Source organism: Vibrio sp. OY15, from assembly GCF_000742455.1.
Lineage (GTDB): Bacteria > Pseudomonadota > Gammaproteobacteria > Enterobacterales > Vibrionaceae > Vibrio > Vibrio alginolyticus.
The window spans coordinates 214,735-230,523 of record NZ_JPIL01000004.1 but is presented as its reverse complement, the minus strand read 5'-3'; the positions used below and the strand labels follow the sequence as shown (position 1 = coordinate 230,523).

The 15,789-nt window shown below is 44.2% G+C and carries 11 protein-coding genes; 6 read left to right on the top strand and 5 right to left on the bottom strand.

Annotated features, from left to right (window positions below):
• Window positions 1–54: 54 nt before the first annotated feature.
• Complete coding sequence (locus IJ23_RS06235) at window positions 55–864, bottom strand: hypothetical protein (RefSeq protein WP_017821380.1); 810 nt, start codon at window positions 862–864, stop codon at window positions 55–57.
• Between the two features lie 742 nt (window positions 865–1,606).
• Between IJ23_RS06235 and IJ23_RS25560 the strand changes: the two genes are divergently transcribed.
• Both IJ23_RS25560 and IJ23_RS06225 read left to right on the top strand, forming a co-directional pair.
• On the top strand, window positions 1,607–2,251 hold the full coding sequence (locus IJ23_RS25560; RefSeq protein ID WP_225452447.1) for a hypothetical protein: 645 nt from the start codon (window positions 1,607–1,609) through the stop codon (window positions 2,249–2,251).
• Between the two features lie 10 nt (window positions 2,252–2,261).
• Complete coding sequence (locus tag IJ23_RS06225; RefSeq protein ID WP_033905756.1) at window positions 2,262–2,606, top strand: hypothetical protein; 345 nt, start codon at window positions 2,262–2,264, stop codon at window positions 2,604–2,606.
• Between the two features lie 78 nt (window positions 2,607–2,684).
• Here IJ23_RS06225 and metG read toward each other — a convergent pair whose 3' ends face one another.
• Complete coding sequence (metG, locus tag IJ23_RS06220; protein ID WP_033905755.1) at window positions 2,685–4,760, bottom strand: methionine--tRNA ligase; 2,076 nt, start codon at window positions 4,758–4,760, stop codon at window positions 2,685–2,687.
• A 162-nt stretch (window positions 4,761–4,922) separates the two neighbouring features.
• Between metG and apbC the strand changes: the two genes are divergently transcribed.
• From apbC to IJ23_RS06205, 3 genes are all read left to right on the top strand, one after another.
• A complete protein-coding gene (gene apbC / locus IJ23_RS06215; RefSeq protein ID WP_033905753.1) occupies window positions 4,923–5,999 on the top strand; it encodes an iron-sulfur cluster carrier protein ApbC in 1,077 nt (358 codons plus the stop codon).
• A gap of 180 nt (window positions 6,000–6,179) precedes the next feature.
• On the top strand, window positions 6,180–6,821 hold the full coding sequence (gene udk / locus IJ23_RS06210; RefSeq protein ID WP_005380833.1) for a uridine kinase: 642 nt from the start codon (window positions 6,180–6,182) through the stop codon (window positions 6,819–6,821).
• Between the two features lie 188 nt (window positions 6,822–7,009).
• Window positions 7,010–9,097: an AsmA family protein gene (locus tag IJ23_RS06205; RefSeq protein ID WP_033905752.1), complete on the top strand. Its 2,088-nt coding sequence runs from the start codon at window positions 7,010–7,012 to the stop codon at window positions 9,095–9,097.
• 62 nt (window positions 9,098–9,159) lie between these two features.
• Here IJ23_RS06205 and cobO read toward each other — a convergent pair whose 3' ends face one another.
• The gene (cobO, locus tag IJ23_RS06200; RefSeq protein ID WP_005380837.1) at window positions 9,160–9,765 is read right to left on the bottom strand and encodes a cob(I)yrinic acid a,c-diamide adenosyltransferase; all 606 of its coding nucleotides are present in this window, start codon (window positions 9,763–9,765) and stop codon (window positions 9,160–9,162) included.
• Window positions 9,766–9,882: 117 nt separating this feature from the next.
• On the opposite strand from cobO, the gene IJ23_RS06195 reads away from it, so the two are divergent.
• A complete protein-coding gene (locus tag IJ23_RS06195; RefSeq protein WP_033905751.1) occupies window positions 9,883–10,332 on the top strand; it encodes a low molecular weight protein-tyrosine-phosphatase in 450 nt (149 codons plus the stop codon).
• Between the two features lie 60 nt (window positions 10,333–10,392).
• Here IJ23_RS06195 and IJ23_RS06190 read toward each other — a convergent pair whose 3' ends face one another.
• Window positions 10,393–11,952, bottom strand: coding sequence for a SulP family inorganic anion transporter (locus IJ23_RS06190; RefSeq protein WP_005380840.1), 1,560 nt, complete (start codon window positions 11,950–11,952; stop codon window positions 10,393–10,395).
• Between the two features lie 332 nt (window positions 11,953–12,284).
• Complete coding sequence (gene rne, locus IJ23_RS06185) at window positions 12,285–15,350, bottom strand: ribonuclease E (RefSeq protein WP_033905750.1); 3,066 nt, start codon at window positions 15,348–15,350, stop codon at window positions 12,285–12,287.
• Between the last annotated feature and the right edge of the window lie 439 nt (window positions 15,351–15,789).

Sequence of the window (15,789 nt, the reverse complement as noted above, 5' to 3'; positions counted from 1 at the left end):
TTTTTATTTATAAGTCGGCGACGGACCTAGCACCAATAATAAGGCATGGAACGTTTATCCTGCTAGCGAGAGTCTGGGCAACGGTAGATATAATGACTCTACGACATCTGAAAGGACATGGTCGTAAGTATTGAAGATGGTCAATGACAAGTCCGATGTGACGCCATAAAGCTCTGCTTCTGTTAAGTCGACATGACTCCCTGTCACGTATTCATTTAGCGTCTGTATTGAGCGCGTGGAAGCAGGAGAGGTAATGCTAAGTGGAGCGATAACCGCTAGTTGGTTTAGCTTACGCATCATGACCGATGCATAGTTTTTGAAACGCTCATTTCCGCCTTGTTCTCCTAAATCTTGAATGCTGATTCGTAACTGAGTCAGGGTCTCCAAGCTATCCATAATGTTTTGCCAGTTCATGTGATACTCATTATGCAAGTCATCTCTTTGCTCAACCGCTAGCCATGCGATGGTTACTTCATCCATCAAAAACAAGCAATGACGAATTAACTTACCATGCTCCATCTGGTTTCTTGCAACACTATGGTCATTCCATTGTTCAAGTAGTTTCCCTACTTTAATCTGTAATACGCGATACATGGGTTTGTTTTCAAACCGTGATGTTTCGACTAAAAGATGCAGCTTGTTAGTCAGAGCATCATGAAGAGCGTCCAATTTTTGTTGATCGTTTTGTTGGAATTGAAGCGAGTAGTGAGTAGCAGCTCGGTGGTGTCTCAGAAGGTGAACAACATCTCGCAACAATGTTAACAGCTGATATTTGCGCGCATGTTGCTGCTCTCGTTTAGAAGATAAGTGATATATTCCGGCTAAAATAGCGATGGACAATAGTGTGGAAATCAAAACAAACATAACCAACTCCTTGTTAGTGTTTGGACCTAACAAGGAAGATTGCAGTTTTGATGCCAAACAAAAACTCAATTTAAACAATTGGTTATATTGAATGTTCTTTTTGAATGGTCGTTGTTGGTGCATGGATTCACCAAATTTGTGAATATGGTTGATTATTCGGTGTCGATGCTTGGTGTACGCGTTATTCTTTGTGAGTTACATATTGATTACTTTTTGTAGTCTGATTCAAGTCACAATGTTTAGAAATTAAAATACTCGAACACTTCATATGATATAAGTTGTCTATTTTGTTGATTGTTCGAGGTAATTAATTTGTCTAATAAATTCGACCTATGCTTCAGTACTCACTCAAAGATAACGCTCCCTATCGATACAAATGATGAGGATAGGTACCTTCAGTTTCGTAAGGACAACCCACATATATTTGGTAGTTTTATTCCCGCAGGTACTCCTTTCATACTGAACGAAGGCTCTGTGAACAACATAGCTAAGTTGCGTAGCGAGAGACCTGATATAGCTTGTGCTCTTGATACTGTAAAAAGTTGGTCACAAGAAACCAAAAGAAATGTAGCCAATCTAACACGTGAGTTTGGCGATGAAAACTAACAAGCGGTAGCCCTCCTCTATGAAAAAGAGATTAAGCCTTTTTAGATGCTACTAATCATACTATGGGGAGGGGGGAATCGATGAGTATACTGCAGTAGGTGCTGCCGCTACTGCTGTTAATGAAAAGCAAGTCAGATTGAGTAATTTCGGGAAAGCTTCGCTCAAATATCAAAACGCCTTACTAGATGTACGTACAGCCTCACGAAGTGGTGCGCAGAAAAAGGAGCTTGTGAAGCTTGGATATAGAGTTAAAGAAGCTCACAGTTCTTTGAATGCCAAATTTACAAAAGAGCTTGCCCATTATGCAGGACGAGTTAAAAGTAGCCGTGGAAACATTTGGAGCAACCCGAATAGGGCTGTCAATATCGCGCGAAGTGGCAGGGATATAACTAAGTTACATTTAACATCTATAGCTAACATCCGCTCAATTCGATTTCTTGAACAAAGCTCTAGTATTGTGGGTAAAAAGATCATCATGATTGATGCTGGTGTTCGCTTTAACAATGTTCGAAATGCCAAGAATAACGGAGAAAATTGGCAAAAAAGAGCAGCAATGGAAGTTGCAGGGTTTGGTGCGAGCAACGCTGCTGGCGTTTGGACTACATCCAAAGTGATTGTATCTGGAATGGGAGTCGCTTTGGCTGCTGGCCCATTTGGAGTAGTAGTATTAATAGGTGTTGGTTTAGGGGCTGGTTATGCGGCTGCAAAAATGGGTGATTGGTTTGGGCAAGGTTTAGCAGAAAAAACCTATGAAACTAGCTCTAAAGTAAATTGGTTTTAAAGGAGTAGTTGTGTTTTGTTTCGATCTTATACTGATGATTGTTGGTTGGACATGGTTACTGAGCACATTGGTTTTTATTCGTGTATCAGCAAAGCGGATTGAGACAAAAATATTGCAGGATGGTCATGATCCAATTGGCTGGGACAGAAATGGGTGGGGTTTTAGATTTCCCATGTACGCCTCAGTGTTGATGCGAGGTAAACCTGCGAAAGTATCACTTGTAGATGATCAGTTAATACTAAAATACGCAACGACATTTGATCGAGTTCTCGCTTTTGTAGTCACGATCAGCTTTGTACTTTTCCTTGCATGTGGCGCGATTATTACTTGGGGTCCAGAAGAATTCTCTTTGTAGTACAATCAAGCTTAATCGATAAGCTTAACTGCGAGAAAAGGCTTAACTGATTTAGTTAAGCCTTTTCAATAAAGATACTTACATTACGCGCATACCAGGTTGAGCGCCTTCGTGTGGCTCAAGGATCCACAGGTCACTACCACCAGGGCCTGCCGCTAGGATCATACCTTCAGACATACCAAACTTCATCTTACGAGGTTTTAGGTTTGCAACCATTACCGTTAGTTTGCCTTCTAGCTCTTCAGGTTTGTAAGCTGACTTGATGCCAGAGAATACCTGACGAGTTTCACCACCGATGTCCAATTGGAACTTAAGCAGTTTGTTGGCTTTTGGTACTTCTTCACAAGAGATGATACGAGCGATACGCATATCTACTGCAGCAAAAGCATCGAACTCAATCTCTTCAGCGATTGGCTCTTTGTCTAGCTCAGTTTCGCTAGCCTTGTTCTTTTCCGCTTCTGCTTTCTCTTTCGCCGCCATTTCTGCCGCCGCATCTTCTTTAGATGCTTCGATCATCGCTTCAACATTCTTCGGATCGATACGGTTGAACAGTGCTTTGAACTTAGTGATCTCGTGGCCTGTTAGTGGAGCAGCGATGTTTTCCCAAGTTAGCTCTTGGTTTAGAAACGCTTCAGTACGCGCAGCTAGCGATGGCATTACTGGTTTCAGGTAAGTCATCAGTACGCGGAACAGGTTGATACCGACAGAACAGATGTCTTGTAGTTCCTGATCTTTGCCTTCTTCTTTTGCTACAACCCACGGTGCTTTTTCATCAACGTATTGGTTAGCTTTGTCTGCCAATGCCGTGATTTCACGGATTGCACGACCAAACTCACGCGTTTCGTAAAGCTCAGCGATACGGTCAGCAGCAGCAACAAATTCGTTGTAAAGTTCAGGCTCTGCAAAGTTGTCAGACAGTTTGCCTTCAAAACGTTTCGCGATGAAACCTGCGTTACGAGATGCCAGGTTAACGATCTTGTTAACAACGTCAGCGTTTACGCGCTGAGTGAAGTCTTCAAGGTTAAGATCTAGATCATCGATACGGCTGTTTAGCTTCGCAGCGTAGTAGTAACGTAGACACTCAGGGTCTAGGTGCTCTAGGTAAGTGCTTGCTTTTACGAACGTACCTTTAGACTTCGACATTTTCGCGCCGTTTACGGTTACGTAACCGTGTACGAATACGTTGTTAGGCTTGCGGAAGCCAGAACCTTCTAGCATTGCTGGCCAAAATAGGCTGTGGAAGTAAACGATGTCTTTACCGATGAAGTGGTACAGCTCTGCTGAGCTGTCTTTTTTCCAATACTCGTCGAAATCTAGATCGTCGCGCTTGTCACATAGATTTTTGAAAGAGCCCATGTAGCCGATAGGCGCGTCTAGCCACACGTAGAAGAATTTGTTTTTCTCACCAGGGATCTCGAAGCCAAAGTATGGTGCGTCACGTGAGATATCCCATTGCTGCAAACCAGATTCGAACCATTCTTGCATTTTGTTCGCTGTTTCAGCTTGTAGCGAGCCAGAGCGAGTCCACTCTTTTAGCATGCTTTCAAACTGAGGTAGGTCGAAGAAGAAGTGCTCTGAATCTTTCATTACTGGCGTCGCACCAGAAACCGCAGATTTAGGATTGATCAGTTCTGTTGGGCTGTAAGTCTCACCACAGTTGTCACAGTTGTCACCGTACTGGTCTTCAGACTTACATTTTGGACAGGTACCTTTTACGAAACGGTCCGGTAAGAACATCTCTTTTTCTGGATCGAACAGCTGAGAGATAGTGCGGCTAGAGATAAAGCCATTTTTCTTCAACTCAAGATAAATGTGTGACGCTAGCTCACGGTTCTCATCTGAGTGTGTGCTGTGGTAGTTATCAAAGCTGATATCAAATCCAGCGAAGTCTTTTTGGTGCTCTTCGCTAACTGCGGCAATCATTTCTTCAGGAGTAATACCCATCTGTTGCGCTTTAAGCATGATTGGCGTGCCGTGAGCATCGTCAGCACAGATGAAGTTTACAGTGTTGCCGCGTAGGCGTTGGTAACGAACCCAAATGTCCGCTTGGATATGCTCAAGCATATGACCAAGGTGGATCGAACCGTTAGCGTACGGAAGGGCACAAGTTACCAGCATTTTCCTTGACGGAAAGTTTTTTGGATCGTTTGCCATACTTAATATTCGCTTTTCTTGATAGGTATAAATAAATTTTGATGGATAATACTACCCCATGAACTGACTAACTCCAAGGTGTCAAACTGCGGAATGCCTTAGTTTTTTTGGGGTTCTGGTTGAGCCTGGACGGTGGTAGCATGACATCTAAAAGGAGGGCTTATGCATCAGTTCACTTCAAAACAAGATTTTTGTCACTGGTTTAACCAATTCCAACATCCACAGTTGGTGGAAAACTGGGCAGATATTCATGGCGCAATTTCGATTACGACACAGGGTTCTATTGATATAACGTTGCCATTCGCAAGTAATGAGCTTCAAACCGTACTGCATGACTGGATTAAACAGCAGCAAGCCTCGGGTAAAGTGGCTGAATTCCCATTTAATATTCGCCTTGGAGTTAAAGCTTTAGAAACTCAAGTGGCTAACTCGGTTAAGGGTGTTAAGAACATCGTTGCCGTCAGTTCTGCGAAAGGTGGCGTTGGTAAATCTACTACCGCAGTTAACTTAGCGTTGGCGATTGCTCAATCTGGGGCGAAAGTGGGATTGTTGGATGCAGATATCTATGGTCCGTCTGTACCTATGATGTTGGGGCAAGAAGATGCTAAACCAGAAGTTCGTGATGGCAAGTGGATGGAACCCATTTTTGCTCACGGCATCTATACTCATTCTATCGGTTATTTGGTGGATAAATCAGAAGCGGCGATATGGCGCGGTCCAATGGCTTCAAAAGCGTTGTCGCAGTTATTAACTGAAACAGATTGGCCAGATTTGGATTATTTGGTGATTGATATGCCGCCAGGTACGGGGGATATTCAATTGACTCTGTCACAACAAATTCCGGTAACAGGTAGCGTGCTAGTCACAACACCGCAAGATTTAGCCCTTGCCGATGCAAGGAAGGGAGCGGCAATGTTTAACAAAGTCCATGTCCCGGTTATTGGTGTTGTGGAAAACATGAGTTATCACATTTGTAGTCAATGTGGCGCGAAAGAGCATATTTTTGGTATGGGCGGAGCTGAAAAAATGTCGCAAGAATTTGGCTTAGCATTGTTAGGACAAATTCCGCTTCATATCTCTATGCGAGAAGATATTGACGCTGGCGTGCCAACGGTAGCAAGACGCCCAGAAAGTGAGCATGCAGGGTATTATACGCAACTTGCCGATCGCGTATGTAGCACGATGTTTTGGCAAGGCAAAGCAAAACCAGATGCGATTAGCTTTACAATGGTGAACTAAGTTTACTATGCCTGTTGGTTGATAATTGCACATTTTAACGTTTGCTCGGAGGTTAATCCTCTGAGCAGGCAGAAACTTATGACTAAACCCTAATTCCAACTAGTAACTATGGGGTGAACTCCCTATAATCAGGCAGTTTATCTTTTTATGTGACTAGAAATCATCATCGGGTGCAAACTAATGTCTGATAATAATCAATGCGTCATCGTAGGTATTGCTGGCGCTTCTGCTTCTGGAAAAAGTCTGATCGCGAGCACTATTTATAATGAGCTTCGCGCGAAAGTAGGCGATCATCAAATCGGTGTCATCACGGAAGATTGCTACTACAACGACCAAAGCCACTTAAGCATGGAAGAGCGAGTAAAGACGAACTACGATCACCCGAGTGCGTTGGACCACGACCTACTGTGTGAGCACCTAGAAAAATTGGTACGTGGTGAAGCAGTAGAAGTGCCTGAGTACAGCTACACTGAGCACACAAGAACAATTAACACCACCACAATGACACCTAAAAAGGTGATCATTCTAGAAGGTATCCTTCTTCTTACAGACCCTCGTCTTCGTGATTTGATGCATGCGACAGTATTTATGGACACACCGTTAGATATTTGCTTGCTTCGCCGTGTTAAGCGTGATGTGGAAGAACGAGGCCGAACTATGGAGTCTGTTCTTAAGCAATACCAACAAACAGTACGTCCGATGTTCATGCAGTTTATCGAACCTTCTAAGCAATATGCGGACATTATTGTTCCTCGCGGTGGTAAAAACCGTATCGCAATTGATGTATTAAAAGCTCACATTGCAAGACTTTTGAAAGCTTAAGCCTATAGACGGCTATATCGCTTTATTTTTAAGAGAAGAAGTGGCACCTTAAGTGCCACTTCTTTTTTTGTTTTTAAATTAGTCAGTTGCAGGTTAAAACCAGACACTTTTCACGCTTTTGTGGAACTGTCAGCGGTAAATGGAGTCTGCGCTTATAATTGTAAAAACACTCGAGCAAGGAAAAACAAATGAAGAAACTGCTCTTAATTCTAGCAATACCGATTGTGGTCATTTTGGTCGCAATTTTAGCGTTAACCATCTTCGTCAATCCGAATCAGTTTAAACCCCTTATTGTTGAGCAAGCGCAAAAGCAAACGGGATTAGAGTTGGTGATTGAAGGGGATATCAGTTGGCAATTTTTCCCATCGATTGGCTTTGAGTTGGGACATACAGAATTGCGAAACCCACAAGGCTTTAGTAAACCCAATTTATTCAAAGTTGATACCGTTGGTGTAGACATCTCTGTTATGCCACTTTTTAGTCAACAGCTTGAAATTGGAAACGTCACGCTTGATGGTGCTGAGTTCTACATTGAAACCAAGAAAGATGGCAGCAAGAATATTGATGCATTGACGAAAGCCCAAACACAACAAGCAGAACAAGAGAGCAATGCTGCGCCTACGCAAAATGGTGAAACGCAAACTTCTGGTTCTGATTGGAGTATTAATCTTGCTGGCGTTACGGTTTCTAACGGTTCATTAGGAATGCAGGATAAGCAAGCCGGTAGTTACACCAAACTTTATGATATTTCATTAAACCTTTCCGAATTCGCTTTTGACAACTGGACAACGGCTGATTTTGGCGTGAAGGGCGAAATGAACGACCAAAAGTTCACCGCGAAAGGTCAGGCAGACTTTAAGCTAGAAAAAGGTTTGGCAAACTACGCGCTAAAGAACATCAACTTTGATGCGACATACTCTGACCCTGCCAATAAAATTGAATCGGCAACGATCGGTTTAGACACGTTTGAATTCGATAAAGTAAATAACCTGACTTATGCCATTAAGGGTGTCGCTGGTGGTATGAAGTTAGATATGCAGGGTGCTGGTCAACTTAGCGTGGACAAGGCTATCAGCAAAGTACAGTTGGATAAGTTAACTCTTAAATCGACTTTTGAGGGTGACGCTTTACCTCAGTCCCCGATGAAAGTCGACATGGTGTCTGATCTGTCTTTCGACCTAACGAAAAACCATCTGAGTTTTGTTCTAGAGAAGTTAACAGCGAATGCTATCGCCCTAGATGGTAAGGCAGATGTGACACTCGGTGATGTTCCTAAAGTACGCTTTGCTCTCCATAGCCCCAATATCGATCTTGATGAGTTTTTAGGGTTAGATAAGCAAGCTGCCGAAGGTAATAAGCCTGCTTCTGGTGGCGAGAGTGCTCCTGCCGGACCTGAGGTTGAGCCTGATTTGTCTGCGTTGAAAACGTTAGATGTAAAGGGTGACATTACCATCGACAAATTCAAAGCGGCAAATGCGAAGATGGAAGCGGTAAAAACGAGCTTCACTGTAAATCGTGGCGTGTTTGAGCTTACATCTTTTAGTTCGAAGTTGTACCAAGGCTCAATCTCAGCGACAGCGAAGTTAGATGCACGCCAATCACCAGCGACTTACAGTGTTAAAAAGTCAATCAAAGGCGTGAAAGTTCAACCGCTACTTATAGACGTTGCTGAAAACGACAAACTTGAAGGGACAGGTAACATTGATGTGAATGTTACAGGTAAGAGTCTAACGCCTACCGGTATCAAGAAGAATCTATCTGGTACGGTTGTTATCAATTTTGCTGACGGTGCGGTGAATGGCATCAACGTTGCTCAGTTGATTCGTGAAAACTATGCGAAATTTAAAGGGCAAAAAGTTGAAGGCACCAATGAAGCTAAGAAAACAGACTTCAGTGCGATGACGGCGACATTGAAACTCAACAAAGGTGTAGTATCAACGGATAATATGCAAGCTCAGTCTCCATTGTTACGTGTTCGTGGTAAAGGTACCGCAAACTACATCAATGAAACAGTCGACTTTACTATCAGCACGTCAGTTGTAGGCAGCCTAGAAGGCCAGGGCGGTAAAGATATAGATGAGCTGAAAGACATCACGATTCCAATCAATGTGTCTGGTAAGTGGGCAGAACCTAAATTCAAGCTCGTATTCGATGATGTTCTGAAGCAGAAAGCTCAAAAAGAAATCGATCGTGGCGTAGAGAAGCTAACGGACAAAATCAAAGACGAGAAAACCAAAGATGCGGTCGATGGTTTATTGAAGAATCTTTTCAACTAACCGTGCGTGAAAACCAAAAGGGTTGGCATTTTGCCAACCCTTTTTAAATTACTCTGCGAGTGTTACCAATCGACGCCTTTGAGGGCTTTTACGCCAGATTCAAATGCGTGCTTTACATTTTTCACTTCAGAAACGGTATCGGCCATTTCAATCAGGGTTCGATGTGCGCCACGCCCAGTAATAATAACCGACTGCATTTTAGGTCGGTTGCTCAGCGCTTCGACCACTTCGTCTAAGTCGATGTAGCCGTAGCTCACCATATAAGTTAGCTCGTCAAACAAGATGACATCGATAGAGTCGTCTTGCAGCATGCGTTTACATTCTTGCCATACGCCTTGCGCTGCTTCGGTATCAGCGGCTTTGTTTTGAGTTTCCCATGTAAAGCCGGTCGCCATTACTTGGAATTCAACGCCGAGTTTCTCAAGTAGGTTGCGCTCACCGTTGTCCCAAGTACCTTTAATAAACTGCGCGACAGCACAATTCAAACCATGACCCACTGCGCGTGCGATCGTACCGAATCCTGATGTCGATTTACCTTTACCATTTCCGGTAATGATCAGTAGCAGACCTTTTTCCTCTTGAGCAGCAGCGATTTTTGCGTCTACCTGTTCTTTGACTTTTTGTTGGCGAGCTTTATGGCGTGCTTCTTTATTTTCTTCGATAGACATAATACTTCCTCAATTCCTTTTCGTGCTGTGCCCAAGCTAATTTGGGTTCATTGATTTATCTCGCTATGATAGACCAACATATCGTGAAGAAAAACCACCGATAATTCAGGGAATAAAATGAAGAAAATACTTGTTGTTTGTATGGGAAACATTTGTCGGTCACCAACTGGAGAGGCAGTGTTAAGAGTGAAAGCTCAAAAGCTAGGCGTTGAAGTAGAGGTTGAGTCGGCAGGTACAATTGGCTACCACGCAGGAAACCGACCGGATTCAAGAGCGATGGCAGCAGGAAAGCAGCGAGGCTATTCTTTTAAAGGAATGCAAGCGCGCCAAGTCACCATTGATGACTTTGAAAAGTTTGACCTTATATTAGCCGCAGATAAAGCAAATTTGGCCGATTTATTGGATATTTGTCCGTTGAAGTATCGACACAAAGTATCGTTATTTTTAAGTCATTCTGAGTCAGTTTACGACGAAGTCCCGGACCCATATTATGGTGGGGAAGATGGCTTTGAACTGGTGCTTGATTTAATCGAAGAGGCATCAGACGCAATTTTGAAGAAGCTATAATCGCCGTGCTTGAAGACAATAGAAAAAGGGATGAGCTCAGCTCATCCCTTTTTATTCGTGTTAACCCGCTAGTATGTCGGTTGCGACTTTGTAGCTTGGGTCTTCCTTCACGTTAATTTCAACCAAGCTGCCAGCTTTGTCCAAAAGTTTACGACAATCTGGGCTTAGGTGACGAAGGTGTAGCGTTTTACCTTGAGCATTGTAACGCTCAGCCAGTGTTTCAATGGCTTCAATTGCAGAGTGATCTGTCACGCGAGAGTCTGCAAAATCGACAATCACATCTTTTGGATCTTCAGGCGCGTTAAACAACTCCAGGAAGTTAGCCGCAGAGCCAAAGAAAATAGGGCCGTGAATCTTGTACTCTTTTGAACCTTCCTCGTTTAAGCACGTGTCGGCATAGATGTGCTTAGCGTGTTGCCATGCAAACATTAATGCAGAAACGATAACACCAACCGCTACGGCAACAGCAAGGTCAGTAAGAACAGTAACAACGGTCACAAGAACAATAACGAAGAAGTCTTGCTTCGGTACGCGGCGTGCTAGCTTAAATGTTGCCCATTCGAATGTACCAATGACAACCATGAACATCACACCAACCAGAGCAGCGAGTGGGATCATTTCAATTAGCGAAGAAGCGAATAAGATAAACATCAATAGAGCGATAGCCGCAACGATACCAGATAGACGGCCGCGACCACCTGAGTTTACGTTGATCATCGACTGACCAATCATCGCACAACCACCCATTGCGCCAAACACAGAACACGTCATGTTTGCCATACCTTGACCGATACATTCGCGGTTAGATTGACCACGAGTATTCGTCATCTCATCTAAAACTGTCAGTGTTAGTAGAGATTCAATTAGACCAATGGCCGCTAGAATGATCGCGTATGGAAGAATGATTTGTAGAGTTTCTAGCGTAAATGGCACCGCCGGAATAGAGAAGGTCGGCAGTGAACCTGCGAGTGTTGCCGCTTCATCACCAGACATTGTACGCAGGAAGTCAACAACAGTACGAGTTTCCAGATCCAAACCAACCACTAAAGCAGTCACCGTTACGATTGCAACAAGTGAAGAGGGTACAGCCGTTGTGATTTTTGGTAGAAAGTGAATGATTGCCATAGTTAGCGCAACCAAACCAAGCATTAGTAGCATTTGGTCTTGTGGTAGCCAAGTAAGCATGCCGTTGATATCTGGCGCTTTAAACTGACCCAACTGAGCTAGGAAGATAACAATAGCCAGACCGTTCACAAAACCAATCATCACAGGGTGAGGCACGATACGGATGAACTTACCCAATTTAAACATACCAGCGGCAATTTGAAGTATACCAGCGAGCATGATGGCTGCGAATAGGTACTGGACACCGTGAGTCGCGACAAGCGAAACCATTACGACTGCCATGGCACCTGTTGCACCAGAAATCATGCCAGGACGACCACCGAAAATGGAAGTAATAAGACCAACGATGAATGCAGCGTAAAGACCGACCATCGGATCTACGCCTGCGACGAACGCAAATGCGACAGCTTCAGGAACCAATGCTAGCGCAACGGTTAAGCCTGATAGCACATCATTTTTTACGGAGTGCTTAGAAAATTGGGGAAATTCGAACATGTTTGTTTTTAAGTTCTCTTTGCAATGAGTTAAACCCGACACATATTCGTATTTGCACAAGCCACTGGAAGGTTGATTTTTAATCAAACATTGCAGTGTAAACCGTAGTATTAAAAGAGCAGCATCAGAATGGTGTCGAAAACTTGAGTCGGCGCATGCTACCGAAAAGTGTGATTAAGTTCAAGAATGATGCGAATAATGGCGTACAAATGTGATCACGAATTGGTATTTATATGAACAATTTATTGGGCAAATATGAAGATAAAAAAGGCTACCAGATGGTAGCCTTTAATTTATTTATGCCGTTAAGCAGTTGAACGTAATGATTTAGCCTAGTTAAAGTTAGGCTTTGTCATCTCTGCCGATGCACGGTTTTTAGCCACTTGGCTACCTGCACCTTTAGCTTGGTAACGTTCGGTTTTGAACGGCGCTGCTGCAACCGTGATTTCGCGTAGCTCTTGAGGGCCAGGTGCTTTCGTCATCGGTGCGCTAGCGTTTAGCTTAGCCGCAACTTTAATGGCTTCGACTTTAGGCTCTGGTTTATCTACTGGCGCTTCGGCTGCAATCTCTTTTGCTGCTTCAACGATAGGCTCTTCAGCAGGTGCCGTTTCTACAATGACATCAACCGGTTCAGCATGTTCAGTTACAGGAGTTTCAACGATAGGCTCTACCGATGCTGTTTCTACTACTGCCGATTCAGCTTTTTCTGCGATTACTGTTTCAACAACAGGTGCTTCTACTACTGGAGCTTCCACTTTCGCTTCAACGGTTTCTTGAACCTTGTGTTCAACAACTGGCGCATCTGTTACGACAGGTTGCTCGCGACGAATAATCACTTTACCCATTGCCATTTCTGGACACGCAAAGCCACCTTGGATTGTAGGTACTGCTGCTACAGCTTCTTCCTTAACTCGCTCTTCCTTCTTAGGTGCTGGTTTCGGAATGTAACGTGGCATTACTTTACCCATAGCCATTTCAGGAGAAGCGACACCTCCCTTACGTAGGCGGAACGGGTTAGGGCGGCGATCACGGCCACGGCGACGACGCTGGCCGCTTGCACGCAGGTGACGTGGCGAACGACGATTACGACGTTGCTTAGACTCTGCTTGCTTGTTGTCTTGCTGTGCCTCTACCGCTGCTTCTGTTGGTTTTTCAACTTTAGCTTCAACCGTTTCTTGAGTCTTAACCGCTGTTTCTTCGGCTTTCTTCTCAATAGCTTCTTGGTCCTTAACGCGTACAGACTTGTTCAATTTGCGACGTTGGCGGCGCTCTTTCACTTTTTCTGCTTTCGCATTTTGCTGCTTCGGTTTGCTCTCTTCTGGTTTTGTTTCAGTACGAGCTTCCGCTGCTAGCTGCAGACCTTTTTCCGCTACTTTTGCGTTTGCTTTCTGCTCTTGGGCTTTATCTGCCTGTTGAGCTTTAGGTTTACGCTTTTGGTTACGGTTTTGCGGTTTATTTGTTTGTTGTTGAGCTTCGTTTTGCTCATTAGCCTGCTCATCACGAGGCTTACGACGACGTCGGTTATCGCGATTATCACGATTATCGCGCTGGTTGCTATTGCGACGACGATCGTTACGATCACGTTTGTTACGTCGATTATCGCGATTTGGTTTTTTCTCTTCCTGAGGTTTCTGTTCTTCTTTTGTTTCTTCAGAACCACCGAATAGGAAGCTACCAAGTGCTTTAAACAGACGGCTGAACAATCCAGGTTTCTCTTCTTGTTCAACGTTTTGTTCTTTCTTCTTCGCCTCAGGAGCTGGTTTAGCTGCTGGTGCAGGTGCGGTTTGAGACGGAGCCGCAAAGCCTTTAAGAACTGGCTCTTCAATTCGTTTTGGTTTTACGTCAACTTCCGCTGGCTCTTTACCTTCTGCTTCTTTCATTGCTTCCAGTTTCTTAGGAAGTAAGTAAGAAATCAGATCGAACTCTTCGCCTTCACGAACACGGATAACTTCAAAGTGCGGTGTTTCCATATCAGAGTTAGGAACAACCGTAATTTTCACTTCTTGAATGCGTTCGATATGGTTTACTGAACGACGTTTTTCGTTCAATAAGTAAGAGGCGATTGGCACAGGTACGACTGCAAGTACTTGTGCTGTGTTGTCTTTTAGCGCTTCCTCTTCAATTAAACGAAGTACAGAAAGTGCTAGAGATTCGTTGTCGCGAACGACACCAGTTCCGCTACAGCGAGGACAGATGTGATGGCTTGCTTCTGCAAGAGAAGGGCTCAAGCGCTGGCGTGACATCTCCAACAAACCAAAGCGAGAAATACGACCGATTTGTACACGAGCGCGGTCAAGGCGAACGGCTTCACGTAGACGGTTTTCTACTTCTCGTTGGTGACGAACTGGGGTCATATCGATAAAGTCGATAACCACTAAGCCACCTAAGTCACGTAGACGCAATTGGCGAGCAATTTCGTCGGCTGCTTCTAGGTTCGTGTTTAGAGCTGTTTCTTCAATATCGCCGCCCTTGGTTGCACGAGCAGAGTTGATATCGATAGACGTTAGTGCTTCAGTCGGGTCAATAACAATAGAACCACCAGATGGCAGACGCACTTCACGTTGGAAAGCCGATTCAATTTGGCTTTCGATTTGGTAGTGGCTGAATAGTGGAACTTCGCCTTCATATTTCTTAACGCGGTTAAGGAAATCAGGGCGCACCAATTGAATGTGCTCTTTTGCACGTTCGTAGATGGTGTTGCTATCAATTAAGATTTCGCCAATATCACGACGCAAATAGTCACGGATTGCACGAACGATAACGTTACTTTCTTGGTGGATTAAGAATGGAGCAGGGTTAGAGTCCGCTGCACCTTTGATTGCACCCCAGTGGTTAAGTAGTACATTCAAATCCCACTCAAGCTCTTCAGCACTCTTGCCAACGCCAGCAGTACGTACGATTAGGCCCATGCCCTGAGGCAGTTCCAAAGTACTTAATGCGGCTTTTAGTTGAGTACGCTCGTCACCTTCGATTCGACGAGAAATACCGCCAGCACGAGGGTTGTTAGGCATCAGAACAAGGTAACTACCAGCAAGAGAAATGAAAGTAGTAAGAGCTGCGCCCTTGCTTCCACGTTCTTCTTTTTCCACTTGAACGATAACTTCTTGGCCTTCCGTTAGCACTTCTTTGATGCTTGGACGACCTTGGTAGGTGTAACCTTCAGGGAAATATTCGCGGGCAATTTCTTTGAGAGGGAGGAAACCGTGACGCTCGGCGCCGTAATCAACAAATGCGGCTTCTAAGCTTGGTTCGATACGTGTGATACGTCCTTTGTAGATATTCGCTTTTTTAGATTCATGACCTGGACTCTCGATATCAAGATCGAAAAGTCGCTGGCCATCAACCAGAGCGACACGCAACTCTTCTTTTTGAGTTGCGTTAATTAACATTCTTTTCATTGAAAATTCTCGTTGTCTTTTCTTTTATATCTTTCTTGTCGACTTGCCACTGTTTTTTCGCTCTTTCACGGTGCCTGATCCCATGGCTTGTATTTTGCAGCCTCCCGGCTGGAAGGGGATGCTCTCGGGCACTTCAGTCATCACAAGCCTCTTGTGGTTTCTGTTGGAAACGTAGACTTGTGACCCGCTATTTGGGCGGTAGGTACTCAACGTGAATATGCGAGGAGTAGAGTGGCAAGAGTGTTGAATTCGATGTGTCTCACGCCAATGCTGCACTCGACCTTCAACGATCTACTCACATTGCTTGAGGATAAATGATTGGTAATGAATAAAATGTAACCAAACCTTCCTTAGCAGCTGTGAACTATAGCAGTGCGCGTGGCTATCAGCAATCTGCTTTCACGCAAACGATAGAAAATTTGCCGCTAAACTCAAAATT